The 24002-nt window shown below is 67.5% G+C and carries 27 protein-coding genes and 1 riboswitch; of the genes, 16 read left to right on the top strand and 11 right to left on the bottom strand.

All coding sequences use genetic code 11. From position 1 onward, the window contains the following. Positions 1-3 precede the first annotated feature (3 nt). Positions 4-819 (top strand): trehalose-phosphatase, encoded by an 816-nt coding sequence (gene otsB, locus ACFHYQ_RS24695; protein ID WP_394303513.1) that lies wholly within the window; start codon positions 4-6, stop codon positions 817-819. Positions 820-888: 69 nt separating this feature from the next. Here the strand turns inward: otsB and ACFHYQ_RS24690 are convergent, their stop codons facing one another. Next, positions 889-4146 (bottom strand): AfsR/SARP family transcriptional regulator, encoded by a 3258-nt coding sequence (locus ACFHYQ_RS24690; RefSeq protein WP_394303512.1) that lies wholly within the window; start codon positions 4144-4146, stop codon positions 889-891. Between the two features lie 318 nt (positions 4147-4464). Here ACFHYQ_RS24690 and ACFHYQ_RS24685 point away from each other — a divergent pair, with 318 nt between their 5' ends. From ACFHYQ_RS24685 to ACFHYQ_RS24660, 6 genes are all read left to right on the top strand, one after another. Next, entirely contained in the window at positions 4465-4773 is a 309-nt protein-coding gene (locus ACFHYQ_RS24685; RefSeq protein WP_394303511.1) for a response regulator transcription factor, read from the top strand. A 45-nt stretch (positions 4774-4818) separates the two neighbouring features. Further along, on the top strand, positions 4819-4980 hold the full coding sequence (locus ACFHYQ_RS24680; RefSeq protein ID WP_394303510.1) for a hypothetical protein: 162 nt from the start codon (positions 4819-4821) through the stop codon (positions 4978-4980). Positions 4981-5065: 85 nt separating this feature from the next. Continuing rightward, positions 5066-5614: a thioredoxin domain-containing protein gene (locus ACFHYQ_RS24675; protein ID WP_394303509.1), complete on the top strand. Its 549-nt coding sequence runs from the start codon at positions 5066-5068 to the stop codon at positions 5612-5614. Then, the gene (locus ACFHYQ_RS24670) at positions 5614-7392 is read left to right on the top strand and encodes an ABC transporter ATP-binding protein (RefSeq protein WP_394303508.1); all 1779 of its coding nucleotides are present in this window, start codon (positions 5614-5616) and stop codon (positions 7390-7392) included. The genes ACFHYQ_RS24675 and ACFHYQ_RS24670 overlap by 1 nt, the downstream gene beginning before the upstream one ends. Beyond that, positions 7389-7859, top strand: coding sequence for a S26 family signal peptidase (locus ACFHYQ_RS24665; RefSeq protein ID WP_394303507.1), 471 nt, complete (start codon positions 7389-7391; stop codon positions 7857-7859). Before ACFHYQ_RS24670 ends, ACFHYQ_RS24665 begins: the two co-directional genes overlap by 4 nt. Then, positions 7856-8365, top strand: a complete 510-nt coding sequence (locus ACFHYQ_RS24660) for a MauE/DoxX family redox-associated membrane protein (RefSeq protein ID WP_394303506.1) — start codon at positions 7856-7858, stop codon at positions 8363-8365. The genes ACFHYQ_RS24665 and ACFHYQ_RS24660 overlap by 4 nt, the downstream gene beginning before the upstream one ends. 206 nt (positions 8366-8571) lie before the next feature. On the opposite strand, the gene ACFHYQ_RS24655 is transcribed toward ACFHYQ_RS24660, so the two are convergent. Further along, positions 8572-10002 carry an alpha,alpha-trehalose-phosphate synthase (UDP-forming) gene (locus ACFHYQ_RS24655; protein WP_394303505.1) on the bottom strand — a complete coding sequence of 477 codons (1431 nt, stop codon included), beginning with the start codon at positions 10000-10002 and terminating at the stop codon, positions 8572-8574. A gap of 38 nt (positions 10003-10040) precedes the next feature. On the opposite strand from ACFHYQ_RS24655, the gene ACFHYQ_RS24650 reads away from it, so the two are divergent. The 5 genes from ACFHYQ_RS24650 to groL all read left to right on the top strand — a co-directional run bounded on the left by ACFHYQ_RS24650 (position 10041) and on the right by groL (position 14966). Beyond that, positions 10041-10592 carry an RNA polymerase sigma factor gene (locus ACFHYQ_RS24650; protein WP_394303504.1) on the top strand — a complete coding sequence of 184 codons (552 nt, stop codon included), beginning with the start codon at positions 10041-10043 and terminating at the stop codon, positions 10590-10592. A 170-nt stretch (positions 10593-10762) separates the two neighbouring features. Next, positions 10763-10904: riboswitch (SAM riboswitch) on the top strand. Positions 10905-10918: 14 nt separating this feature from the next. Next, complete coding sequence (gene thrC, locus ACFHYQ_RS24645) at positions 10919-12193, top strand: threonine synthase (RefSeq protein WP_394303503.1); 1275 nt, start codon at positions 10919-10921, stop codon at positions 12191-12193. Positions 12194-12237: 44 nt separating this feature from the next. Further along, complete coding sequence (locus ACFHYQ_RS24640) at positions 12238-12513, top strand: MoaD/ThiS family protein (protein ID WP_204015289.1); 276 nt, start codon at positions 12238-12240, stop codon at positions 12511-12513. 257 nt (positions 12514-12770) lie between these two features. Further along, the gene (locus ACFHYQ_RS24635) at positions 12771-12971 is read left to right on the top strand and encodes a cold-shock protein (RefSeq protein ID WP_055482725.1); all 201 of its coding nucleotides are present in this window, start codon (positions 12771-12773) and stop codon (positions 12969-12971) included. Positions 12972-13343: 372 nt separating this feature from the next. Beyond that, positions 13344-14966, top strand: coding sequence for a chaperonin GroEL (gene groL, locus ACFHYQ_RS24630; RefSeq protein ID WP_394303502.1), 1623 nt, complete (start codon positions 13344-13346; stop codon positions 14964-14966). A 175-nt stretch (positions 14967-15141) separates the two neighbouring features. Here groL and ACFHYQ_RS24625 read toward each other — a convergent pair whose 3' ends face one another. Together ACFHYQ_RS24625 and ACFHYQ_RS24620 are read right to left on the bottom strand one after the other, a co-directional pair. Beyond that, positions 15142-15342 (bottom strand): DUF397 domain-containing protein, encoded by a 201-nt coding sequence (locus ACFHYQ_RS24625; RefSeq protein ID WP_204015293.1) that lies wholly within the window; start codon positions 15340-15342, stop codon positions 15142-15144. Next, positions 15333-15629 carry a Scr1 family TA system antitoxin-like transcriptional regulator gene (locus ACFHYQ_RS24620; RefSeq protein WP_394303501.1) on the bottom strand — a complete coding sequence of 99 codons (297 nt, stop codon included), beginning with the start codon at positions 15627-15629 and terminating at the stop codon, positions 15333-15335. Before ACFHYQ_RS24620 ends, ACFHYQ_RS24625 begins: the two co-directional genes overlap by 10 nt. Between ACFHYQ_RS24620 and ACFHYQ_RS24615 the strand changes: the two genes are divergently transcribed. From ACFHYQ_RS24615 to ACFHYQ_RS24605, 3 genes are read left to right on the top strand one after another with little or no spacing between them, the layout of a single operon-like run. Beyond that, positions 15628-16206 carry a hypothetical protein gene (locus ACFHYQ_RS24615; RefSeq protein ID WP_394303500.1) on the top strand — a complete coding sequence of 193 codons (579 nt, stop codon included), beginning with the start codon at positions 15628-15630 and terminating at the stop codon, positions 16204-16206. The two genes, ACFHYQ_RS24620 and ACFHYQ_RS24615, sit on opposite strands and share 2 nt — an antisense overlap. Before the next feature lie 40 nt (positions 16207-16246). Continuing rightward, positions 16247-16531 carry an AbrB/MazE/SpoVT family DNA-binding domain-containing protein gene (locus tag ACFHYQ_RS24610; protein ID WP_394303499.1) on the top strand — a complete coding sequence of 95 codons (285 nt, stop codon included), beginning with the start codon at positions 16247-16249 and terminating at the stop codon, positions 16529-16531. Further along, positions 16528-16980, top strand: coding sequence for a PIN domain-containing protein (locus ACFHYQ_RS24605; protein ID WP_394303498.1), 453 nt, complete (start codon positions 16528-16530; stop codon positions 16978-16980). Before ACFHYQ_RS24610 ends, ACFHYQ_RS24605 begins: the two co-directional genes overlap by 4 nt. A gap of 14 nt (positions 16981-16994) precedes the next feature. Here the strand turns inward: ACFHYQ_RS24605 and ACFHYQ_RS24600 are convergent, their stop codons facing one another. From ACFHYQ_RS24600 to ACFHYQ_RS24580, 5 genes are all read right to left on the bottom strand, one after another. After that, a complete protein-coding gene (locus ACFHYQ_RS24600) occupies positions 16995-19067 on the bottom strand; it encodes a HelD family protein (protein WP_394303497.1) in 2073 nt (690 codons plus the stop codon). A gap of 447 nt (positions 19068-19514) precedes the next feature. Continuing rightward, complete coding sequence (locus tag ACFHYQ_RS24595; RefSeq protein ID WP_394303496.1) at positions 19515-20705, bottom strand: NAD(P)/FAD-dependent oxidoreductase; 1191 nt, start codon at positions 20703-20705, stop codon at positions 19515-19517. Further along, positions 20702-20905, bottom strand: a complete 204-nt coding sequence (locus ACFHYQ_RS24590; protein WP_394303495.1) for a ferredoxin — start codon at positions 20903-20905, stop codon at positions 20702-20704. Before ACFHYQ_RS24590 ends, ACFHYQ_RS24595 begins: the two co-directional genes overlap by 4 nt. A gap of 11 nt (positions 20906-20916) precedes the next feature. Further along, positions 20917-21861: a pyridoxamine 5'-phosphate oxidase family protein gene (locus ACFHYQ_RS24585; RefSeq protein ID WP_394303494.1), complete on the bottom strand. Its 945-nt coding sequence runs from the start codon at positions 21859-21861 to the stop codon at positions 20917-20919. A gap of 93 nt (positions 21862-21954) precedes the next feature. Beyond that, positions 21955-22419: a VOC family protein gene (locus ACFHYQ_RS24580; protein WP_394303493.1), complete on the bottom strand. Its 465-nt coding sequence runs from the start codon at positions 22417-22419 to the stop codon at positions 21955-21957. Between the two features lie 209 nt (positions 22420-22628). Between ACFHYQ_RS24580 and ACFHYQ_RS24575 the strand changes: the two genes are divergently transcribed. After that, entirely contained in the window at positions 22629-23231 is a 603-nt protein-coding gene (locus ACFHYQ_RS24575; RefSeq protein ID WP_394303492.1) for a CGNR zinc finger domain-containing protein, read from the top strand. A 250-nt stretch (positions 23232-23481) separates the two neighbouring features. Here ACFHYQ_RS24575 and ACFHYQ_RS24570 read toward each other — a convergent pair whose 3' ends face one another. Both ACFHYQ_RS24570 and ACFHYQ_RS24565 read right to left on the bottom strand, forming a co-directional pair. Further along, positions 23482-23892: an ISAzo13-like element transposase-related protein gene (locus ACFHYQ_RS24570; RefSeq protein WP_394303491.1), complete on the bottom strand. Its 411-nt coding sequence runs from the start codon at positions 23890-23892 to the stop codon at positions 23482-23484. After that, positions 23852-23980, bottom strand: a complete 129-nt coding sequence (locus tag ACFHYQ_RS24565; protein WP_394303490.1) for a hypothetical protein — start codon at positions 23978-23980, stop codon at positions 23852-23854. Before ACFHYQ_RS24565 ends, ACFHYQ_RS24570 begins: the two co-directional genes overlap by 41 nt. Between the last annotated feature and the right edge of the window lie 22 nt (positions 23981-24002).

Here is a 24002-nt window from a genome sequence, read left to right as displayed (position 1 = left end):
GCCATGAAGCTCCCCACTCATGACGGCCTGTCCGCCATCCTCTCCGATCCCGCCGGAGCCGTGATCGGGCTCGACTTCGACGGCACCCTTTCCCCGATCGTGGCCGACCCTGCGGCGGCCGTCGTACACCCCGACGTCCCTGCTGTGCTCGCCGACCTGGCCGCCCTGGTCAACGCCGTCGTGATCGTCACGGGTCGTCCGCCGGGTACGGCTCTCGCGCTCGGCGCCACCCCTGCCGGGCCGTCCCTCGCCGACGTGCCCGGGCTCGTCATCCTCGGCCACTACGGCATGGAGCGGTGGGAGGCGGGCCAGATCACCGCGCCGCCTCCGCCGCCGGGGCTGGACCTGGTGCGGGCCGTGCTGTCCACCGTCATCGCCGGCATGGACGGCGTTCTGATCGAGGACAAGGACCGGGCGGTGGCGGTGCACACCCGCGGATGCCCCGATCCCGCGGCGGCCCTGGCCGTGCTGAGCCGCCCCATCGAGCGGCTGGCCGAGCAGGCCGGTCTGGTGGTCGAGCCGGGGCGTTTCGTGCTGGAGCTGCGGTCGCCCGGCATGGACAAGGGCCGCGCGCTGTCGGCGTTCCTCGCCGAGCGCGAGGCCAGGTCGGTCATGTTCGCCGGCGACGACCTCGGCGATCTCGCGGCGTTCGAGGCCGTCGAACATGCGGCCGTCCCGGGCGTACGGGTGTGCAGCGGGTCGGGCGAGGTCGCCGAGCTCGCGGCGCACACCGACATCGTGGTGGACGGCCCCGCCGGTGTCGTGACCTTCCTACGCGCCGTCGTCGACGCCCTCCACCGCGGAGACTTCGCCGGCTGAACACTCAGCGGCCGGGGAAGCGGTGCTCGGAGAAGGCGAAGGGCTCCCGATCGCCATGACGCGCCGGGATCAGACCACTGTGTCGAGCAGGTCGCGTACGGAGTCCGCCTCGGTGCTGCCGATCAGGGTGAAGAGGGCACCGGCCTCCCGCCAGGAAGCGATCGCCGCCGAGACGTCTCCGGTCCGCATCTGGGCCTGGCCAAGCGGGACGAGGGTTCTGGCGACCCCCAGCCGATGACCGGTGCCCCGGTGCAGGATCAGGGCGCGCTCAGCCAGCTCGATGGCCTTTCCGGGGTCATCGAGGAGGTAACCTGCCGCCAGCACCGTGAGCGCCTGACCCATCGGTATGGGGTAGCCGCAGCTCTCGGCGAGCCGGAACGCCTCCCACCCGTGGGTTCTGGCGAGTTCCGCCTGGCCGAGCGAATGGTGCGCGGTGGCGAGCCCCAGGAGGGCTCCGGTGACATGCTCCCGGCTGGAGATCTCGCGGGCGATCCGCAGCGCCTCGACGTGGTGATCGATCGCGTCGACATGCCCGCCGCGCTGCACCATGACGGATCCGAGGGTGATGAGGACTTCGGCCTCCACATAACGGTCATCGGTTTCCCTGATGAGGTTCAGGGCTCTGCGAGCGTGATCCACCGCTGCCTCGAAGCGGCCCGCATCGCGGTAGGCCGCCGCCAGATTGCTCAGGCAGATGGCCTGGCCGTTGATCCTGTCGGTGTCCCGGTAGATGCCCAGCGCCTCGGTGAGATGCCCGATCGCCTCATCGAGGTGTCCCATGAGTTGCAGCACATAGCCCATGTTGTTGAGGGCGATCGCCTGAGGGGCCGCGGCTCCGTTCTGGCGCAGCAATGTGAGGGCCTGGCGATGCCGTCGTACCGCATCCTCCAGTTGTCCCATGCTGGTGAACACTCCGCCGAGGTTGCCGAGATAGACCGCGGTCCGGGTCGGGTCGCCGATCTCGCCGTACTTCGAGATCGCACGGCTGATATGGGTGGCCGCCTCGGGGAGACGGCCGGCGTCGGCGAGGATGTTTCCGAGATTGCCCAGTGCCGTGGCCACGCCCTCATGCCATCCGACCTGTTCACTGAACTTCAGTGCGTGCGTGAGGTGATCGGTCGCCGTCGCGGTGTCGCCCCGGCAGTAGTGGGCCTGGGCGAGACTGTGATGGGCGGCCGCCTGTGCGAGGACATCTCCGGCGGCCTCCGCGGCGCCGAGTGCGGCTCGGGCGACGAGCAGCCACTCGGTGGTGTCGCTGCGTACCGCGAAATAGCCACGGATCGCGTCAGCCAGCAGTCCGGCCGGTTCGGTGACACCGAGCGTCCGCCCGCGGATGATCGCCGCCACCAGGTTCGCCCGCTCCGCGTCCAGCCAGGACAGGGCATCCGCGGTGTCGTTGAACACGGATGAATCGGCAGCCGGTACCGGAAGCCGTAGAAGCTGGGGAGCCAGGAGGCGTACCGCGGCGTCGACCCGATGCAGGTACCAGCCGTAGAGCCGACCGATGGCCGTCAGCCGCTCCGCTGGAGGATTGTCGGAAAGTGCTCGCTCGTGCGCGTACTCGCGCACCAGATCGTGCATTCGGAACCGGTCCGCACCATGATGCTCGACGAGATGTGCGCGGGAGAGCCGGCTCAGGCAGGCGGCGGCCCGGGTAGGGGTGGTGTCATCGAGCACGGCCGCGGCTTGTACGGAGAAGTCCGGGCCCGGATACAGTCCCAACAGGCGGAAGAGCCGATGGTCTTCCAGCGCGAGAGTCCGATAGGAGAGATCGATCGCGGACCGGACCGCCAGTTGGTGATCGCCTTCGACTGCCAGTGTCTCCAGTCGGCCCGCTCCTCGGAGCCTGCTCGCCAGCGCGGCGACCGAAAGCCGGGGATCGGCCGCCAGGTGCGCGGCGGCGATGCGTAGCGCCAGCGGTAGGTACCCGCACAGTCGGGACAGTTCGCTGAGTGCGGCCGGCTCCGTGGTGCGTCGGTCGTCTTCGACCAGTCGGGTGAGCAGGGCGTCGGCATCACTCGGGGAGAGAGTGCCGAGGGGCACCGTGCGTACGTCATGGGTGACGAGGAGACCGCGCAGATCGTCGCGACTGGTCACCAGCACCAGGCAGGTGGGCGAACCTGGAAGCAGGGGCCGCACCTGCTCGCTGGTGGCGGCGTTGTCCAGAATGATCAGCATCCGGCGACTGGCGAGAAGCGAGCGGAGAGTCGCCGCCTGCTCGTCCGGATCGAACGCGATCGCCTCCGGCTTGACTCCCAGCGTGACCAGGAAGCGTCGCAGCACCTGGCCGGACGTCATCCGCTCGTCCGTCGAGTAGCCACGCAGATCCACGTACAGTTGCCCGTCGGGGAAGTGGTCCAGCACTCTGTGCCCCCAGTGAACGGCGAGTGCTGTCTTCCCAACTCCTGCCGTCCCGGTGATCGCTGCGATCGACACGGTCGCCGAGCCCTCTTTTCGCCCCCCGAGTAGCAGGGAGTCCAGTGCCTCCAGGGACTTCGTGCGGCCGATGAAGCTGGCGATGCCGGAGGGCAGCTGGCGCGGCGTGGGGAAGGGCTGCCTTCGGGTGTTGCGGGCCGAGGCTTCCCCCGCGCGGTCCGCGGGATCCGCTGCCAGGATCGACTGATGAACCTGGGTGAGCTCGGGACCGGGTTCGATCCCGAGCTCGTCTCGGAGATACCGGCGCGTGTTCCGGTACTCCTCAAGCGCCTCGGCGGTACGGCCCACCCGGTGGAGGGCGAGCATCAGTTGCCCGCGCAACTGCTCCCAACCGGGGTGCTCGGCGGCGAGCCCACGTAGCTCGCCGATCAGCTCCCCGTGACGTCCCGACGAGAGATCGGCGCGGATGCGGTCGGTGAGGGCGGCGAGCCTTCTCTCTTCCAACGCGGCGCACTCGGCCAACTGCAGGTCGGGGTGGGTGCCGCCGAGCGCCGGTCCTCGCCACAGATTCAGCGCCGTTCTCAGGCGATCTGCCGACTCCAGGGCGTCACCGGCGGCCCAGGCCGCGCGTGACGCCTCGGTCTCGGAGATGAAAACGTCGAGGTCGGAGCCGCCGGGCTGGATTTCCAGCCGGTAACCCGCCGACGTACTCGACATCAAGGCGGGATCGGAAAGCAGACGACGTAGCGCCCACACGTGTTTGTGCAGCAGTCTCCGTCCGGTGGTCGGAACATCGGCCCCCCACAGCGCCGAGATCAGTCGTTCGGACGGGACCACGCGATTGGCGTTCAACACGAGGATGGCCAGGAGGCTGCGTTGTTTCACTCCGACGATCGGCACCGACCGCCCTTCGCGCCAGATGTCCACAGGACCTAAGATCCGGAACTCCATGCGCAGGCTGCCTCCTGTGATTGAGAACGCTTCGGGTCGCCGCGGTCTGCCGCCACCTTCTCACAGCGTGGTCTTCGTGGATCAGGGCCTGGTGGCGGAGAGATTCCGAAGATCGCCACAGCGACGGGAACAAGATCGAGACATGGGTTCGTCATGCTGGTCCCGTTCCGGGGGACGGCGGACCAACCGGCGCGTGAACGACCGCGCCGGTTGGTCCGCGGACGGCGCCGGAGGCCGCGGTGTTCACCCGGGCAGGCCGGTCCTCAGAGGGCCGGCTGGGATCAGGGATGGGATCGACCTAGCGAAAGGTGGGATGAATTGTCCGATGATTCGTTGTCAGAATTCGATGTCGAATCAGCACTCGCGCGGGTCACAGCTCTTTCTGAACGTGAGCGGGATGTACTGAGGCTGCTGGCCTACGGGCTCACGGACCGCCAGATAGCCGAGCGCCTCTCCATTTCTCAACGAACTGCCCGCGCTCACACTGCCAACATTCTCAGCAAGCTTCGAGTGACGGGCCGCATTCAGGCCGCACTGGTCGGGTTCACGGTGCACCGTGGATCGGAAATCGCCAATTGGCTGACTCGCCTAGGCGGAACGGCCAATAGCCAGGCCGCTTCCGGTTAGTTCACACTGGACGAAATGCCAACAGCGGGAAAGGGAGACGCTTCCATGCAGAAGGTTCTGGCACTGGGCGACCGGATTCTGTCGGCGATGGTTCCCAGCGCACGGGCGGCCGCCGCGGAGTGTGACTACATCAAATGCGCGGGCGGTAAGACGAAGCTGTGCTGCGTACAGCGCAACGGCTCGATCACCTGCGGTGCTTGCCGATAACAGGGACCGAGGCGTGCCGGCCTGTCCTCACCGGGCCGGCACGTCGTCACCATTCCATTGATCATGCCATTGAGGATGCCTGCTGATGTCATGGTATGTCGCCGCCCTGGTTCTACTCGGTGTGCTCTTCCTGGCGAACCTGCTGCTGACGGTCGCCGTGATCCGGCGGCTCAGGGAGCATTCGGAGTTGTTGCGGCAGTACGTGAGGCCCGGGATGTTCACCAAGTCGCCGGGCGACCCGATCGGCGAGTTCGAGGCGGTCACCACGACGGGTGAAGTCATATCGTCGAGTGAACTGCCCTCCACAGTCGTCGCCGCGTTCTTCGCGCCTGGTTGCGAATCATGCGAGGAGCAGATTCCGCAGTTGGCGGCCTATGCCGCCGGTTTTCCGCCGGACGGGCCCCGATTTTGGGCGGTCGTGTTCGATACCGGCGGAACCGAGGCTGTCCAGGAGAAGGTGGCGGCGCTGGCGGGCGCCGTACAGGTGATCACCGAGCCGCTGGGTGGCCCGGTGGCCAGGGCTTTCGGTGTTGACGCCGTGGTGCCGGCGTTCGTCGTGGCGGGTGACGCCGTCGTCCTGGAGACCAGGTCGCGGGTCGATCTGCTGTCGGAGCTCACCCCCGTGGCCGCCTGATGTCCCTGGCCGTCACACTGGCGTGGCGGTCCGGACCGCTGCGGTTGCTGAGCTACCTCCTGGCCACTCTGTGCTCGGCCGCCGTGCCGTTGAGCGTCGCCTGGCTGACCAAGTTGACGCTCGACAAGGTGGCGGCGGGCACTACCTGGCAGGAACTCGCCCCTCTGGCGGTCGGCCTGGCCCTCGTCGGGGTGATCTCCAGTCTCATGCCCGGCGTGCTGAAGTATGTCCGGTCAGCTCTGGAACGGGCGACCGGCCTGCTGGCGCAGGAGCGGCTGTTCGGCGCGGTCAACGGGTTCACCGGATTGGCACGCTTCGAGGATCCGGCGTTCCTGGATCGGCTGCAGCTCGCCCGACAGTCCGGAGGGATGACCCCGGGCCAGGTGGTCGACACCGGCCTGCAGTTGGTCCACGGTGTCGTGGTCGTCGGCGGCTTCCTGGCCGGGCTGTTCGTCATGAACCCGCTGATGGCCGGGATCGTCGTGGTCTCCGCGGTGCCCGTGCTGGTGTCGGAGATCTGGCTGTCCCGGTGGCGGGCCGAGATGATGTGGCAGATCGCGCCCATGCAGCGTTGGGAGATCTTCTACGGCATGCTGATGAGCGATGTCTCGGCCGCCAAGGAAATCCGGCTGTTCGGCCTGGGCGACTGGCTCCGGCATCGGATGCTGCGCGAGCGGCGCATGGTCAACCGAGCCCAGCAGCGGATGGACCGGCGCGAACTCGCCATGGAGGCGACCTTGTCGCCGCTGTCGGCCGTGGTGGCGGGCGCCGGTCTGCTCTGGGCGATAGCGGCGGCCGGCAGCGGACGGCTCACCATCGGCGACGTCTCCATGTTCGTCGCGGCGGTGGCCGGAGTGCAGACGGGCCTGGCCCAGATGGCGGGCAACGTGGCCGCGGCCCATCAGCAACTGTTGCTGTTCGCGCACTTCCAGGCGGTGCTCACCGCAGAGCAGGATCTTCCCGTCCCGAAGCGGCCGACTCGGCTTCAGCCGCTTCGGCACCGCATCGAATTGAAGGACGTCTGGTTCCGCTACTCACCCGACCACCCCTGGGTGCTCAAGGGGGTCGACCTCACCATCCGGTACGGCACCACCGTCGCGCTCGTCGGCCGGAACGGTGCGGGGAAGAGCACGTTGATCAAGCTCCTCGGCCGGTTCTACGATCCGACGCGCGGCGTCATCCTGTGGGATGGCGTCGACCTGCGTGACCTGGATCCCGCGGAGTTGCGGCGGCGGCTGGGCGTGCTGTTCCAGGACTTCATGCAGTACGACCTGACCGCGAGGGAGAACATCGGACTGGGTGACCTGGAGTTGATGGACGACCGGTCACGCGTGGAGCAGGCCGCGCGGGAGGCGGGTGTGCACGACACCCTGGCCGGGCTTCCGCGTGGTTACGACACCTCACTGACGCGCATCCTGCTTCCTGAAGATCAGGGGACCGGGGTGACGCTCTCCGGCGGTCAGTGGCAGCGGGTGGCCCTGTCCAGGGCATTGTTACGTGGTGACCGCGATCTACTGATCCTGGACGAGCCCAGTTCCGGATTGGACGCCGAGTCCGAACACGCCATCCACAGCAGACTGAGGACGCTTCGGCGAGGCCGTACCAGCGTGTTGATCTCCCACCGGCTCAGCGCGGTCCGGGACGCCGACCATCTCGTCGTGCTGGAGGCCGGGAAGGTGGTCGAACAGGGCACGCACGAAGAGTTGATGTCGGCCGGGGGCCGGTACGCGGAACTGTTCACCCTCCAGGCCTCCGGCTATCGGGAGCCGGTGGGATGAGCGTCCTTCTGGGGGTCGTCTTCGTGGCCGCGGTCGCCGGGTTGGTCGTACGACGATGCCTGCTGATCGTCGAAGTCGAGGGAGCCAGCATGAAACCCACACTCCATGACGGGGATCGGCTGCTGGTGATACGCCTTGGCGGACTCGCTCGTAGGGGACAGGTGGTGGTGCTCGACCGTGAGCGACCGGGGCGACCGGGGCGACGGAGCGGTGAGCCGCGCACCGGTGAGCCGCCGCCCGCGCCGCTGATCGTCAAACGGGTGGCGGGCGTCGCCGGGGACAGGATCTCCGCAGAACTCGCAGGACGGGCGAACCTGCCGGTGGGTGACCGGGTTCCAGCGGGCCACGTCGTCATCTTGGGTGACAATGCCGCGGCGAGCCTGGATTCCCGAAGCATGGGTTATGTTCCCGCTGAGCGAGTCGCGGGCGTGGTGGTTGGTCGGTTTCCGAAGGATGGCCGTTCTTGATCTATCTGGTGTTGGTCTCGCGGATGCTGCTGACGGCCGTTTTTGTGCTCTCGGCGCTCGGAAAGGTGCGAAACCTCGACGCCTTCGCCGAGGCGTTGGCCCAACTGAAAGAGGTGCCGAAGCGGCTGACCGGAAAAGTGGCGCTTCTCGTGGTCGCCGCTGAGATCACGGTTGCGCTCCTGCTCGTCGTCACTTCCCAGGCGGGCCTGATATCGGCCGCGGTCCTGCTTCTGGCCTTCACCACCGTCATCATGCGAGCGATCTCTCGTCGGCGCCGGGTCTCCTGTAACTGTTTCGGAAAGCAGGGCGCGAGCATCGGCGAACGTCATCTGGTGCGGAACGCTCTGCTGGTTCTCATCGCGCTGCTGGGAGCGGTCGGTGAGATGTTCTCATCGGGCTCATTCGATTTACCAGGAATCGCGATGGCCGGGACGGTGACGGCCGCGCTCACGATCCTCATCTACTTCTGGGATGAACTCGTGGACCTGGTGGTCCCTCTCCGCTGACGTGGAGCCGATGAGGTGGAGCCTCCCGCTTCCCGGCATCCGGCCGGACGGTACCCGCGTTCGTCGCCGTCACGTCCCGCCGCGGTCCCGTTCGACGCGGGCCAGGAACGGCAATTGAATTGAGCTTGGTTGAGAGACTGGGACCGGCGTGGGCGCCGGTGTCGGCACCCAGAGCCGGCCACGGTGTAGCCGCGATCCGCGAATCTTCAGCAGTGATCCAGAGCGGCGAGCTGATCGTCGAACCAGCGCCTCGGGGGGAACGCGGTCGCCGCCTCCCGTAGCCGGGCGCAGCGCCCGGCCCGATCCTCCTCGGGCAGCAGCAGCGCCTCGTGCAGTGCGGCCGCCGTACCGGAGACGTCGTAGGGGTTGACCAGCAGCGCGTCGGCGCCGAGCTCCGCCGCGGCGCCCGCCTCGCGGGAGAGCACGAGCGCGCACCGCCTGGACAGGATCGGTCCCTCCTTGGCGACCAGGTTCATGCCGTCCCTGATGGGGTTGACCAGCAGGACGTCGGCCAGCCGGTAGGCGGCCAATGATCGCGGATAGTCGTCGTGGACGTTGAGGATCAGCGGATCCCAGTCCTCGGTGGCGAACTCGTCGTCGATCTCCTTGGCGCACCGCTGCACGGCCGCCGTGTACTCGCGGTATTCAGGCAGGTCGTGCCGGGACGGGTAGGCGAAGGCCAGATGCACGACCTTGCCGTGCCACTCCGGATGCCCGGCCAGGAACTCCCGGTAGGCGGTGAGGCCGCGCACGATGTTCTTGGACAGCTCTGTCCGGTCGATGCGGACGATCAGCTTGCGGTCGCCGACCACGTCCTTGATCGCGGCGATGTGCGACTCGACGTCGGGCTCGGCGGCACGTGCCCGCAGCGCCTCGCCGTTCACGCCGAGCGGATGCACGCCGATGCGGACGGTCCGGCCGCCGAAGCTGACCGTACGGCTCTCGCGATCGACCCTGGCGCCGAGGAAGACGGCGCAGCAGTCCATGAACGCCTCGGCCCAGCGGGCGGTGAGGAAGCCGGCGTGGTCGGAGCCGAGGATCCCCGACAGCACCTCGACGGCGACGTCGTCGGGTAGCAGCGAGAAGTACTCCGGCGGCGCCCACGGCGTGTGGGAGAAGTGGGCGATCCGCAGGTCGGGCCGCTCGACGCGGAGCATCGCCGGGGCCAGCGTCAGGTGGTAGTCCTGCACCATCACGCGGGATCCGGGCCCGGCCTCCTCGGCGAGCGCGAGCGCGAAAGCGCCGTTGTACTCCCGGTAGGACTCCCACTCGCGGCGGAAGCGTATGCCGAACTGCGGCGTGAACGGCGTGTTGTAGAGCAGGTGGTTGACGAACCACAGGGTCGAGTTGGCCACGGCGTTGTAGGCCCGATGGAAGACCGCCGGCGGGATGTCGAGCATCCGGACCGGCCCGGCGTCGAACGCGCGGTCGAGTCGCCCGCCGGGCGCGAGTCGTACGGCACCGCGGTCGCCGTCGGACAGCGCGGCGCAGACCCACAGCAGGTCACCGTCCCTGGCCACCTCCGACAGCCCGGAGACCAGACCGCCACCGCCCCGGCGCATGGTGAGCGTGCCGTCGTCCGACATGGAGAACGACACCGGCCCCCGGTTGGAAGCGATCAGAACCTGGCTGCTCATGAATCAATAGGATGTCAAAAGGAGGGGCGGAAACGGCAATGGCAATGGACGAGACAACTGAGGATCTGGCCAGGGCGGCCGCCGGAGGCGATCATCGATCACTCGGCGAACTGCTCCGCCGGATCGAGCCCGACGTGCTGCGGCACTGCGAGCGACTTCTACCCTATCGTCAGGACGCCGAGGAGGCGTGCCAGGACACGCTGCTCGCCGTGGCGCGCAACATCGGCAGGTTCGAGGGCCGGGCCAAGTTCAGCACCTGGCTGCACATCGTGACCGTCAACTGCACGCGGACCACCTACCGCTCGCTGAAGCGGCGCGCGGCCGAGCAGGCGGAGGAACTACCCGAGCAGCGCCCCGATCCTCGGCGGGTCAGCGTCATCGCCGGATCGCGGCTCGATCTGCTCGACGCCATGGAGTCGCTGGAGGCGGACAAGCCCGATCTCGCTCAGGCGCTGGTGCTGCGCGACATCTGCCAACTCGATTACCTGGAGATCGCCGAGCAGCTCGGCATCCCGCTCGGCACCGCCAAATCGCGGATCCACCAGGCCCGCAAGTACGTGCAGTCGGCACTCGGCGACGCCTACGGGTGACCTGCTTGATACCGGGCTCGCGTACGGATGGTGGGACGATTTGTCTCGTCTATTGAGAAGCGGGACCGGATTCCGGGAACGCCGGGGTACAGTGCTTACGGACGTTCCCCCATGCCATTCGACGACTCGGGACACGACCTGGGACAACTGAACGTCCACACAACTGAACATGCTCATCCAGAGGGGTGGAGGGACCGGCCCTGCGAAGCCCCGGCAACCCTCCCGTGACCGAACTCGTGACCACGAGGCCCGGCCGGGACAGGGTGCCAATTCCGGGCTCGCGGTCAAGGTGGTCGCGAGCGAAGATGAGGGAAGGGCCTCGCTTCATGGCGCACACCAATGCCCCCGGTTCCAGCACCACGACCAGTTCTGAGTTCGGCCCCGCCACGGGTCTGTCCTGTCGCGAATGCGGCACCGTCTACGATTTGGGGCCGATCTTCGCCTGTGCCGAGTGTTTCGGGCCGCTCGAGGTGACGTACGACTTCGGCGATGTCCGCCGCGAGGACATCGAGTCGGGACCGACGAACATCTGGCGCTACCGGGCGCTTCTGCCGGTTCCCGCGGACGTGGCGGCCAAGCCCAATCTCCAACCCGGGTGGACCAAGCTGGTCAAGGCGGACAGGCTCGCGGCCGAGCTGGGGCTACGCTCGCTGCACATCAAGGATGACTCGGGCAACCCCACCCACTCCTTCAAGGATCGGGTCGTGGCGATCGCCCTCGAGGCGGCCAGAACCTTCGGTTTCCACACGCTCTCCTGCTCCTCCACCGGCAACCTGGCGGGCGCCGTCGGCGCCGCCGCCGCCCGTGCCGGCCTCGACTCCTGCGTGTTCATCCCCGCCGACCTCGAGGCGGCCAAGGTCACGATGGCCTCGGCGTACGGCGGCCGCCTCGTCGGCATCCAGGGCACCTATGACGAGGTCAACCGCTTCTGCTCCGAGCTGATCGGCGACGAGCTCGGCGAGAAGTGGGGCTTCGTCAACGTCAACCTCCGGCCTTACTACGCGGAGGGGTCCAAGACGCTCGCGTACGAGATCGCGGAGCAGCTCGGCTGGCGGTTGCCCGACCAGATCGTCATCCCGGTGGCCTCCGGTTCGCAGCTCACCAAGGTGGACAAGGGCTTCCGTGAGCTGATCAGGCTCGGCCTGGTGGAGGACCGTCCGTACCGGATCTTCGGCGCCCAGGCGGAGGGTTGCTCACCGGTCTCAAGGGCGTACAAGGCGGGGCACGACGTGGTGCAGCCGGTCAGGCCGGACACGATCGCCAAGTCGCTGGCGATCGGCAACCCGGCGGACGGGCCGTACGTGCTGGACATCGCGCGGCGCACGGGCGGTGCGGTGGAGGACGTCGACGACCACGAGGTGGTCGAGGCCATCCGTCTGCTGGCGCGGACCGAGGGCGTTTTCGCCGAGACCGCCGGCGGTGTGACGGTCGGCGTGCTGCGCAAGCTGGCGCGCGAAGGCAGGCTCGACCCGGACGCCGAGACCGTCGTACTCAACACGGGCGACGGGTTGAAGACGCTCGATGCGATCGCCGAGCAGGCCCGTCCGGCGGCCGTCATCCGGCCGTCTCTCGACGCGTTCCGTACGGCTTTCGCCAACTGACCGCGTTTCCCTGAGCCCACTTCCAATCACGAAAGCGAGTGAAAATGAGCGTTTCTGTACGGATTCCGACGATTCTGCGCACATACACGAATGGGGTCGCGGAGGTGTCCGGAGAAGGTGCGACGCTTCGCGAGGTCCTGCAGAAGCTGGATGCGGACTACCCGGGCATCGGAGGTCGAATCTTGGACGAAACGGGCAAAATACGGCGTTTTGTCAATGTCTATGTCGGGGAAGAGGATGTCCGATTTGCCGAGGGGTTGGACACCTCCACGCCGGACGGCGCGCAGATCTCGGTGATCCCGGCAGTCGCGGGCGGCTGAGCCTCTCCGCACCTAGAGGGCGCCTGACCTGGGCATTTGTCATCGCCCAAGTCGGGCGCTACCTGTCAAATGGTGCAATTATCAACTATCGCCCACTAAAGTGAATATTCCCTGATCCTGCGTTGAGCGAACACCTCGTAGTAGTTTGCGGATTTACTCTGTTGTCCGATGCCTTGACACGGGTATCGTCGAGGACGATCGACGAAAACCGGGGGCTTCTTGGGTGTGGTCCCCCGCCCAGCAAGAGGAGTCGGAAAGTGGCGCAGGGCACCGTCAAATGGTTTAACGCGGACAAGGGCTACGGCTTCATCGCGGTAGACGGTGGTAAGGACGTGTTCGTTCATTACTCGGCGATCCTGATGGACGGCTACAAGTCGCTTGAGCAGGGGCAGCGGGTGGAGTTCGACATCACGCAGGGACAGAAGGGTCCGCAGGCGGAGGCCGTCCGGGCCGTCTGATCTTGGGTGTGTTCGGCACGTCATGTCCTGCCCCGCGTGGGACGGCGTTGCCGAACACGCCCTTGTCGCTCGACCATCGCGAGGCCCGGTTCGCTCCTGGCGAAGCCGGGCCTTCGTCGTTTCTCGATGCTGTGTCAGGGGCGTGTCAGCGGAGTCTTCGCTGGTCAGCGCGTTGGACACGCCCTGGGTCAGGATGGCCTGCGCTTGCACTCGCAGGGGTAGAGTGCTAAATACATGGTTGGCACTCTGAGGTCGAGAGTGACAACAACAGGATCGAGACGATGGGGTCCCCGAAGGGAGAGCGGGCCCATGCCGTCGCGGGCGTCGGCTCGGTCCAGTGGAAGCCACCCTGCTACTGGGAGGTCTAGCCTGATGGCAGCCAAGATGATCGCGTTTGACGAGGACGCCCGGCGCGGTCTCGAGCGCGGTATGAACCAGCTCGCCGACGCCGTGAAGGTGACCCTCGGCCCCAAGGGCCGCAACGTCGTGCTGGAGAAGAAGTGGGGAGCCCCCACGATCACCAACGATGGTGTCTCGATCGCCAAGGAGATCGAGCTCGAGGACCCGTGGGAGAAGATCGGCGCCGAGCTGGTCAAGGAAGTCGCCAAGAAGACCGACGACGTCGCCGGTGACGGCACGACCACCGCCACCGTACTCGCCCAGGCGCTGGTACGTGAGGGGCTGCGCAACGTAGCCGCGGGCGCCAACCCGATGGCCCTGAAGAAGGGCATCGAGGCCGCCGTCGAGCGCGTCAGTGAGGAGCTGTCCAAGCTCGCCAAGGACGTGGAGACCAAGGAGCAGATCGCCTCCACCGCCTCCATCTCCGCCGCCGACCCCGAGATCGGCTCGCTCATCGCCGAGGCGATGGACAAGGTCGGCAAGGAAGGCGTCATCACCGTCGAGGAGAGCAACACCTTCGGCCTGGAGCTGGAGCTCACCGAGGGCATGCGCTTCGACAAGGGCTACGTCTCCGGCTACTTCGTCACGGACCCTGAGCGCATGGAGGCGGTCTTCGAGGACGCCTACATCCTCATCGTCAACTCCAAGATCTCTGCGAACAAGGACCTGCTCCCGCTGCTCGACAAGGTCGTCCAGTCGGGCAAGCCGCTGGTCATCATCGCCGAGGACGTCGAGGGCGAGGCCCTGGCGACCCTGGTCGTCAACAAGATCCGCGGCCTGTTCAAGTCCGTCGCGGTCAAGGCTCCGGGCTTCGGTGACCGCCGCAAGGCCATGCTGGGCGACATCGCCATCCTCGCCGGTGGTCAGGTCATCTCCGAGGAGGTCGGTCTCAAGCTCGAGAACGCGACCCTCGACCTGCTCGGCCGGGCCCGCAAGGTCGTCATCACCAAGGACGAGACCACCATCGTCGACGGTGCCGGCGACCCCGAGCAGATCTCCGGCCGGGTGAACGAGATCCGCGCCGAGATCGAGCGGACCGACTCCGACTACGACCGTGAGAAGCTCCAGGAGCGTCTCGCCAAGCTGGCCGGCGGCGTCGCCGTCATCAAGGCTGGCGCGGCCACCGAGGTCGAGCTGAAGGAGCGCAAGCACCGCATCGAGGACGCCGTCCGCAACGCGAAGGCCGCCGTCGAGGAGGGCATCGTCCCCGGTGGTGGCGTGGCCCTGCTGCAGGCGGGCGCCAAGGCCTTCGACAAGCTGGAGCTCGGCGGCGACGAGGCGACCGGTGCGGCGATCGTCCGCAAGGCGCTTGAGGAGCCGCTGAAGCAGATCGCCGTCAACGCCGGCCTCGAGGGCGGCGTCGTGGTGGAGAAGGTCCGCAACCTTCCCGCCGGCGAGGGCCTCAACGCGGCCAGCGGCGAGTACGTGAACATGTTCGAGTCGGGCATCCTCGACCCGGCCAAGGTGACGCGCTCCGCGCTGCAGAACGCGGCGTCCATCGCGGCGCTGTTCCTCACCACCGAGGCCGTCATCGCCGAGAAGCCCGAGAAGGAGAAGGCCCCCGCCATGCCCGGCGGCGGCGAGATGGACTTCTAAGTCCGCTCTCTCCTGACGAGCCACGAGAAGGGGCGGTTCCCGGTCTTCCGGGAGCCGCCCCTTCTCTCGTTCTCCGCCCCGGGTCCGCTGGGCGGCTTGGCCTCGGCTTGGCCACTAAAAGTCAGCGCCCGATCGATGAGGGGATCGGGCGCTGTTGCTCGCTTCGTGGCGGGCGTTACTGGTCGAACTGCCCGTCTTTGATGCCGTTGATGAAGGCTCGCCACTCTCCGGGCGTGAAGAGGAGCTTGGGGCCGTCAGGGTTCTTGCTGTCGCGGACCGCGACCACCCCCGGCAGGTTCGCGGCCACCTCGACACACTGACCGCCGTTCGAGCCGGAGCGCGAGGACTTCCGCCACTGTGCGCCGGTCAGATCCATTGCGCCATCACTTCCTTGATCATATTGAGCGATACGTGTTCAGGATAGGCCCACGAGCGGATGGATTCGTACCTGTTCCAGATAGAGGACACCAGCTCAGGGGTAGCGGAGACAAGCCCCTCGGCGGCCGAATCCGCGTGGATGGCGGAGGGTTCACCGCCGGATAGCTCGGCGATCATAAACGCACCGATCAGTCCCGTGACGCATCCGGGATCGACTATCTGAACGGTCACGTTGGAGCGTTCGGCGACCTCCAAGAGGTACCCGAGCTGTTCGTGCATCAGCATGGTTGAAGCCGCCCGGGATCTGTGCTGGCGCCAGTTCGACCTCTTCGCCACCAGCGGCCCATACGACCAGGCGACCGCGAAGCTCGCCCTCCAACCCCTGGTCAACCTGGGACGTCTACACACCCGCGACGGTAACGGCATCGCCGCCTATCAAGTCCATGAGGCCCTGTTCCACGCCGCGCAGTCCCGGAGCGAAGCAGTCATCGACGGCACGCGCATTGATCTGGGCAGGATCGTCCAGGACGGAGACGATCATCGCGTCGTCGTCCGATGGCTCTGGACGATCCTGCTCGCCGACGGCATCCGCGCCCTCTGCCGTGCACGACATCAAGCCCGTCATCCGAACGATCGCACACCGCGACCAACGCCGCCGACGCCTACGCCGCACGGGAAACGTTGGCCGCCGGCTTACCACTGTGGTGCCCTGCGCGAGGTCGAGTCCCCTGCGCCCGATTTCGAGCGGAGCAGAGGCGCCGGCGCGTCCAAGTCGACGCACGCCGTCCACGGTTACGGTAGCGCTGCGAGCCATTCCTACCCCGTGGAGACGCTCCTCCTGCATATGTGCCTCATTGTGTAGTTAGTGACACTCACCAGATTCGGTGGCTAGAATCGCTGACATGGACACCAGGCCGCGACGCACGTATTGTGTGCGCATAAGCGACAAAGGGCGCCTGACCGTGCCCGCCGACGTCCGGCAGGCCGCTGGAATCCCCGATGGGGCGGAGCTGGTCGTCACCGCGAGTGGAGACGGAGAGGTGACGCTGACCACCAGGGATGCGGTGATCCGACGCATCCGTGATGCGGTGCCCCCCGCTCCGGCCGGTGGCTGGCCGCTGGCCGAGTGGGACCGTGAGGACGCGGCCGATGACGAACAGGACGACGCGCGAGACGGCGCCGCATGAGTCATGTACTCGACGCCGGCGCGGTCCTCGCATTCGTCCTCGGCGAGAGCGGAGCCGATCAGGTCATGGCAGAGCTGGACGGTTCCGTACTGCCGACAGTCGCCCTGACCGAGGTGTGCCGCCGCACGGAACAGATCGGATACCGCCGCACCACCGCCCAGCTCACCGCCGATCTGGCGGCCCTCGGCGTGGTCATCGACGAGACTCTGACATCAACGGACGCCCAGCGAGCTGCCGCCCTGCGGCAGTCCTCCTACCGGCTGCGCTCGCAGTGGACGGATCAGGACCGTAATGACGCGGGCGGCATGAGCACGCTGTCCACCGCCGACGCCCAGGTGATCGCTGTTGCGGAACGCCATGGCCTGCCTGTCATGACCACCGACCGTGCGTGGCTGGTTGTCGAGCGCTTGACGGGCGGCTTCCGCGTCAAGGTCGTCTGCATCCGCTGAAACACGACCTAGTGCTACGCCAGCTCGGGGGGCAGGGGCTGGGTGTGGAGGACCGTCAGGGAGGTGACGGCTCGGGTGAGGACGACGTAGAGGCGGGCCAGGCCGCGGTCTTCGGCGGCCGCGATGTCGGCGGGCTCAATCAGGATGACGTGGTCGTACTCCAGGCCCTTGGCGAGCGTGGCGGGGACGACGAGCACCCGATGACCGGTCGAGTCGGCTCCGGCGGCATCGGGGGGAGCGGCTGTGTCCGAGGCGTCGGGCACGGCTGAGGTGCTGCGTTCTTCCTCCGTGCCGAGGATCTGGGCGGTGCCGTCGAGGGCCGCCGCGATGGCGGGCACGGCGGCGTCGGGTGCGATGACGCCGATCGAGCCCTCCCGGCCGAGGGCCTCCCGTACGGCCTCGGGCACGGCGGTGACGGCGTCGGGCACCTGCCGTACGGCCAGGGAGCCGGCGCCGGGGCGCAGTGACCGCGGGGCGGCCAGGTCCGGCGCGACCGAGGGGAGCAGCGTGGCGGCGAAGTCGAGGATCTCGCGCGGCACGCGGAAGCCGACGGTGAGCTCGGTGACCTCCCCGTCCGGCTGGCCGAGATGGTCGAGCACGGTCTTCCACGACGTCGCCGACCAGGGCGTGGTGCCCTGCGCGAGGTCGCCCAGGATCGTCGCCGAGCCCGTACGGCACCGCCGGCCGAGAGCGCGCAACTGCATGGCTGACAGGTCCTGGGCCTCGTCGATGACCAGGTGACCGTGCGACGGCGTCCGCTCGATCAGGTCGTTCAGCTCATCCAGCAGGGCGGCGTCGGCGGCCGACCACCTGGCCGAACGGTGCGACTTGTACGGCTTACGCCACAGGACCAGCTCCCGCTCCTCCGCCGACAGATCGGCCCTGGCGGCCCTGCTCAGGAACTCGCCGTCCGACAGCAGCCGGAAGAGCACCTGCTCGGCGGTGAGCTTCGGCCACACCTGGTCGAGGAGGGCCTTCACCGGCTTCGACCGCGCGACCGAGTCCTGCACCCGGTCGTCCGGTGACTCGCCGCGCCGCTCCATCTGCACGAGCACGGCGTGCGCGAGTCGCTGGGCGAGGATCGTACGGCCGGGGCCGTACCTGGTGGTGCCGCGCAGCGCGGCGACCATCTCACGGACCTCGTGCTCGGCCACCCGGTAGCGGTTGACGCCCTTGGTGATCAGCAGCCCCTCGTCGGGCTTGCTGATGTGGAGCCACAGCGCCCGCTCCAGGACGGCGGCCATCCGTCCGTCGCCCTTGATCGCGGCCGTGACCGGTTCCTCCGGGTGGGCGTGGTCGCCGAGGATGCCGCTCACGGTCGTCTGGTCGACCCGGACCTCGCCCAGCGCGGGGAGCACCGAGGAGATGTAGGAGAGGAATGCCCGGTTCGGGCCGACGATCATCACGCCGGACCGGGTGAGCCGCTCCCGGTGGGTGAACAGCAGATAGGCGGCCCGGTGCAGGCCCACGGCGGTCTTCCCGGTGCCGGGCGCGCCCTGGACGCAGACGGTGACGCCGAGGTCGGCGCGGACGATCTCGTCCTGGTCCGGTTGGATGGTCGCCACGATGTCGCGCATCGGCCCGCTGCGCGGCCGCTCGATCTCCCGCAGCAGCAGGGTGCTCTCTTCCGGCTGCCGCGATGGAGACCCGCCGTCGCCGAGCTGCTCGTCCTCGTACGCTGTGAGGTCGCCGCCTTGGTAACCGAACCGGCGGCGCAGCGCGACGCCCATGGGGTCGGCGGGGCCGGCCTGATAGAACGCACGGGAGATCGGCGCCCGCCAGTCGATCACGAGGGGGCGGCTGCGGTCGTCGTGGACGTGCCGCCGCCCGACGTAGATCGTGCCCGGTAGGTCGTCGTCGGCCGAGCGGTCGAGGCGGCCGAAGAAGAGGGGGGCGTCCGGGTGATCGGCCAGGGCGGCGACGCGCTGGTCGAGCAGACCCTGGAGGATCTCCCGGGAGACCCAGTCGCCTGCCGCGTCGGCGGACAGGGACCGAGCGTGCTCCCGCATCGTTCGGAGCGCGGCGCGGGCGGCCGCGAGATGGGCGCGCTCGGCCTCGAGCACGTCCGCTGGCAGGTCTGCGGGCACGCGAAAGCTCCTCCGGAAGGCAGGGAAAGCTACGAGCCTAGCGGCTGCGGCCCGCGATCCGAAATACTTTTTTCGTGCGTGTCGCCGCTCCCCGGCGCGGGTATCAGACGCGCTGATGCCTCGGCCCGATCCGGCGCGTCATGTTCTGCGACAGGTGAAATGTGGCGATTTATCGGGAGATTGGGTATCCGCGCGAGGAGGTGGGGAGCGTGGCTCGGACCGCTGGGATCTCCTGGACCTAGACCGTGTTCCCTAGACCCAGGGGAGTGTCTCAGGGGTGAGAACTGTTGGCGCTTGAGCGTACCCGCGTCAATGCCCCGTGGTTAAGCCACGAGTGCCATCGTCGACGTGGTCGTTTTCGCGGGTTGCGGCTGGTCGTACGAAACTCGTACCGGTGCGAGCGCGTGCCGAAGAGGCGCTGGCCGCCTCAATGTTGCGGTTGCGTCGTCAGACGCGGATGGCGTCGGCCAGGCGGGAGCGGTATCCGACGATACGGGCGGCTCTGCCAGCGGTAAGCGCTCCGACGAGCCGGCCAGCACGGTAGTAGGAGATCTCCAGTCGTCCCGCAGCCGGATCGTTGGCTTCGACGCGGGTCTGCTCCGCTAGGTGCGGGAACCCCACGGAGCGGAGTTTCACGCCGTACTGGTCAGACCAGAAGGACGGCACCGGCCTATAGTGGCCGGGTTCATCGGGTCGGAGCAGGCTACGGGCGGCAACACCGGCCTGTTCCACAGCATTGCTCCAGTGGCCTAGACGGATGGGCCTGGGCACCCAGGGATGCGGCCAGCAGGCGACGTCGCCGGCCGCGACGACCCCTGTGGCAGGAGAACCATCGTTCAGCAATGCCCGGCAGTGCTGGTCGCATCGCAGTCCCCGATCAATCCAGAGCCCGGATCCCGCAAGCCAATCGGTGTTAGGTCGCGCCCCGAGGGCGAGGATGGCGACATCGGCCTCCACAGACTTTCCATCAGACAGGCGGGCTGCGGTGAGGGCGGCTTCGCCTGTGAACCCCTCGACGGTAGTGGAGCACCTCAGGTCCACGTCGGCCTGGCGGTGGAGAGCCGCGACGAACGCCCCAGCTTCGCCCCCAATGAAGCGATACAGCGGATATCGTCCCGTATGTACCAGAGTGACCTGCATGCCCAGTTCTCGGGCGGTGGCGGCGGTTTCGCAGCCGATGAACCCGCCGCCCACCACCAGCAGTCGCCCTCCCGGCCGCAGTTCCCGGCGCAGGCGGGCCGCGTCGTCCACGGTGCGCAGCACGTGAACACCCTGCTTGGGGAGTGGCCCTGGCCAGGGACTGGACGAGGAACCGGTCGCGACGACCAGGCCGCCGAACTCCATTCGGGTGCCGTCATCGAGATGCAGTTGCCGGGAGGCGAGATCCACACCGGTTGCCCGGAGGCCGAGCCGCCAGTCGGCGTCGAGACCTGCGTGGGACAGGCCCAGCCGTGTGCGCGGGACCGAGCCGGTGAGGAATCCCTTGGAGAGCGGGGGCCGGTCGTAGGGCGGGTGCGGCTCGTCGCCGATGATGGTGATGCGTCCGCGGTAGCCGTGTCCGCGCAGCGCTTCGCAGGTGCGCAGGCCGGCCAGAGAGGCACCGACGATGACGATGCCGTAGTGGTCTAAGCCGTTCATGACACGGCGTTGTTGTCGGCGATGAGGATCGCGCGGACCGGGCACGTCGCGGCGGCTCTGGCGACGGCGTCGCGCCGGGTGTCATCGACGACGGCGGTGTACGTCAGAGTGTCCTCGTCATCGAAGGAGAAGACGTCAGGGGCGGCGAAGACGCACTGTCCGTGGCTCTCGCACAAGTTCATGTCGACATCGATTCGCACGATGCACCCTTTCAGGCAGTCGGGTAGCGGTCCGCGGTGGGGTTGAAGCGGGAGTATTCGACTCCCGTCCAGCGCAGCGGGGTCGCATCGGGGATCTCGACCACGCGCTGAACGGTGAACTCGATCAGCCTTTCGGCTCCGGGTACGGCCGCGGTGCGTCCGGTGTCCCAGTCGATCCTCGCGGTTCCGGTCAACTGGAGGCAGCCGCCGCTTTCCCAATCGGGGAAGAGTAGTCCGGCGGCGGGATTGACCTCGATGTTGCCGAGGGTGCCGAACATGGCGTTGCCCCGGTAGTCAGGCCAGCGCAACATCGTGGGGGAGAGGACCTTGACGAATCCCGGGTTGCCGCCGCGGTGTGAGGCGTCGGCGTGCCCTTCGCCGTCAGCGGTGGCGACGAAGAACGTGTCGGCACTGCTGATCAGCGCCTGCTGGGCGCCGGTGAGGCGGTCGGTGGTGCTTGCCGGGCTGGGGCCCGGCGGTTCTGCCAGCGTCTCTACCTGGCGTTTTTGGATGTATTTGGGGCAGTTGGCGTATATCTGCTCCAGTGCCACGTGGAATCCGTTCGTGGCGGTTGTGGCGCTGCCGTTCATTCTCATCCGGCGGCGGGTGGCCGGTTCGATCGCGATCATACCGATGTCGAACGGCTGTCCGTCCAGGGCGGTGAATCGAGCCCGCAGAGGATCGCCCTTCGGCGGTAGGGACTGGACGTGGAGCGTCGTATCCCCGGTGACCTTGATAAACCCAGCGGGAGCGCTGAGGAGGGACACCCAGATACTCCCGTGCTCATCGCTTGCCCCGGCGATGAGCATGACCTGCTGCGCGAGGAAGTCGCGGGCGATCTCGGGAATGTGTCGGTGGCGGGCCCGTGCGGAGAATTGGGCCTGTTCGCGCAGGCCGGCTCGGGTTTGCACCTGACGCTCCCCTGCGTGGTAGGTGCCTGTCGCTGTCACAGTCATGCCGTTCACCTTTCCCGCGCTGTTCAACACACGGCCGATGCGCGCGAGGCACTGGGTAAGCTTCTCGCGCGCATCGGCATGGCCTTGGGGTGATCAGAAGAAGCCGCAGGTGGGGGCGGCGCCAGAAGGTGCCGGCGCAGTGTCCGCACCGGTGGGAGCGTAGATCTCCAGCCGGGTGCCGTCGGGGTCGGCGAAGAAGATCCCTCCCGACGCGGCTCCCTCACCATGGGGCACGACGCCCTCGTAGTGGAAGTCCGCTCCCAGCTCGCGAAGCACTCGCTCCGCGGCGTTGACCTGGTCGATGGACTCCACCTGGAAGGACAGGTGGTGGAGACCGGCGGAGGAAGCGTTGAAGCCGCTGTCGCTCTGCTGCCACAGAGTCAGGATCAGCCGTCCGTCCTTCCCAAGGAAGGCCCAGCGCTGGGCCTCCTCCTTCCCTTCCGCCTGGATCTGGAAGCCGAACACCCGCAAGTAGAACTGCAGGGATCGCTCCATGTCCGTGACGTTGAGCCCGACATGTCCGGTCTGCAGCGTGGTGGTGCCAGTGGGCTGCGCCATCAAATGCCTCCGATCTTCGATATCCGGATCTTTTGACCTAACCGTTGACAGCAAGCTTAGGGGTTAGATCATCGATGAGTCAACCGCTGACACGGGGTTGGCCGGTTAGACTGGTTCTCCGAGCGACAATGTTGAGCCCAGGGCCGGCCGGGGTGACGCGTCCAGCTCGTGGGGAGCCGCCGTACCACGCGCACAGAGAGGACGGGCACGTGACCGCAGATGAACGCCGGCAGTCTCCACGGGAGGACCCGAGGCCGCTGATCGGCGAACCCCTCTGCCTCGACCTCCTGAACACCCGCTGGAGAAGTGTGGAAGGTCCGCATGACCTGCTGGATTCCGTCAACGGCCTATTTGTGTGGCTACGTTCCACCGGCCTTCACCATCGGGTCACCGCCGACCAACCGACCCTTGAGGCCCTGCTCGACGTACGGGACGCCTTGCTGGAACTCGTAGAGGAAGGCATCACGCCGACTGCCATGGCCGCCCTTGACCGCACACTGCGCCACGGCTGCGTCCGCCGGTCGCTGGGACCCGACGGCGCCCTGGAGACAGTGGAGGCCGACGACCCGGCTCACCTGGCAGCCTGGCTGGCCGCTGACGACTACCTCCGTCTGCTGGGTTGGGCCCCCACCCGCATCAGACGCTGCGCACACCCCGACTGCGTCCTCTACTTCTACGATGTCTCCAAGAACGGCACGCGCCGCTGGTGCTCCATGACCGGCTGTGGGAACCGCGCCAAGGCATCTCGTCACTACGCACGACACAGGCATGAGCCGCAAACAGATCCCGGTCCCGAGCCGCCCGCCAGTTGACGGGCGGTGCCGACCGACGGCACCGCCCGGCCAAGCCACGTCCAGACAGGCCACACGCGTCACATCCGGGCGACCTGCCGCGCATCGGGCGTGACGTCTGTTATCCGCCAGCGTCAGTGACGACGGGGTGAGCGCCGGACGTCATTGACGGTGAGGATGTGGTTGGGGCAGTCCGATGGGGTTGCCCTTCTTCGTGTGCGATGTCAGCGCGAGTATCGCGGAGAGCCCATGGAGGACAGCGGCCCTCCCGTCACGTCTTGGCGGAGTCTCGGGAGGGCCGTGCGACTGGCAACCCGGCCTCGATCAGCAGCCGCCGTACCGTATCGTCGCTGACCGGATGCCCCTGCGCGGTCAGCTCACCGGCCGGCTTGTTCAGCGATTCACTGGTCCACCGCGGCGGCGACATCGGATCTCCCCGGATCACCGGTTCGACCAGCGCATCCAGCGCTGCGGGCAGTCCAGGGTCGATGTTCTCAGCGCGCTTGCGGCCCCCGCCAAGACGGCGTACCCCTTGCGCCAAAGGCTTCTCACCCGTGAGTTCCTTGATCCCCTCGGCGATCGTCTCGGTGGTTACCTTCGTCACCGCCGCGACGAACGCGATCCCGCCGTACCCCCAAAGATCAGACCTCGGCAGCCAGCCACAGCCGACGCGACCGTTCATCCAAGTGTTCCCGCAGGTCGAGCCATCGGTGGGTCAGCCCGCTCTCCAAGCGTTCCCGCTCATCAGCGGCCATCGTGCGGAGCTTCACCACACAATTAGATCACCAATCA

The organism is Sphaerimonospora cavernae (assembly GCF_042435035.1).
GTDB lineage: Bacteria > Actinomycetota > Actinomycetes > Streptosporangiales > Streptosporangiaceae > Sphaerimonospora > Sphaerimonospora cavernae.
This window is presented reverse-complemented; position numbering and strand designations above follow the sequence as displayed.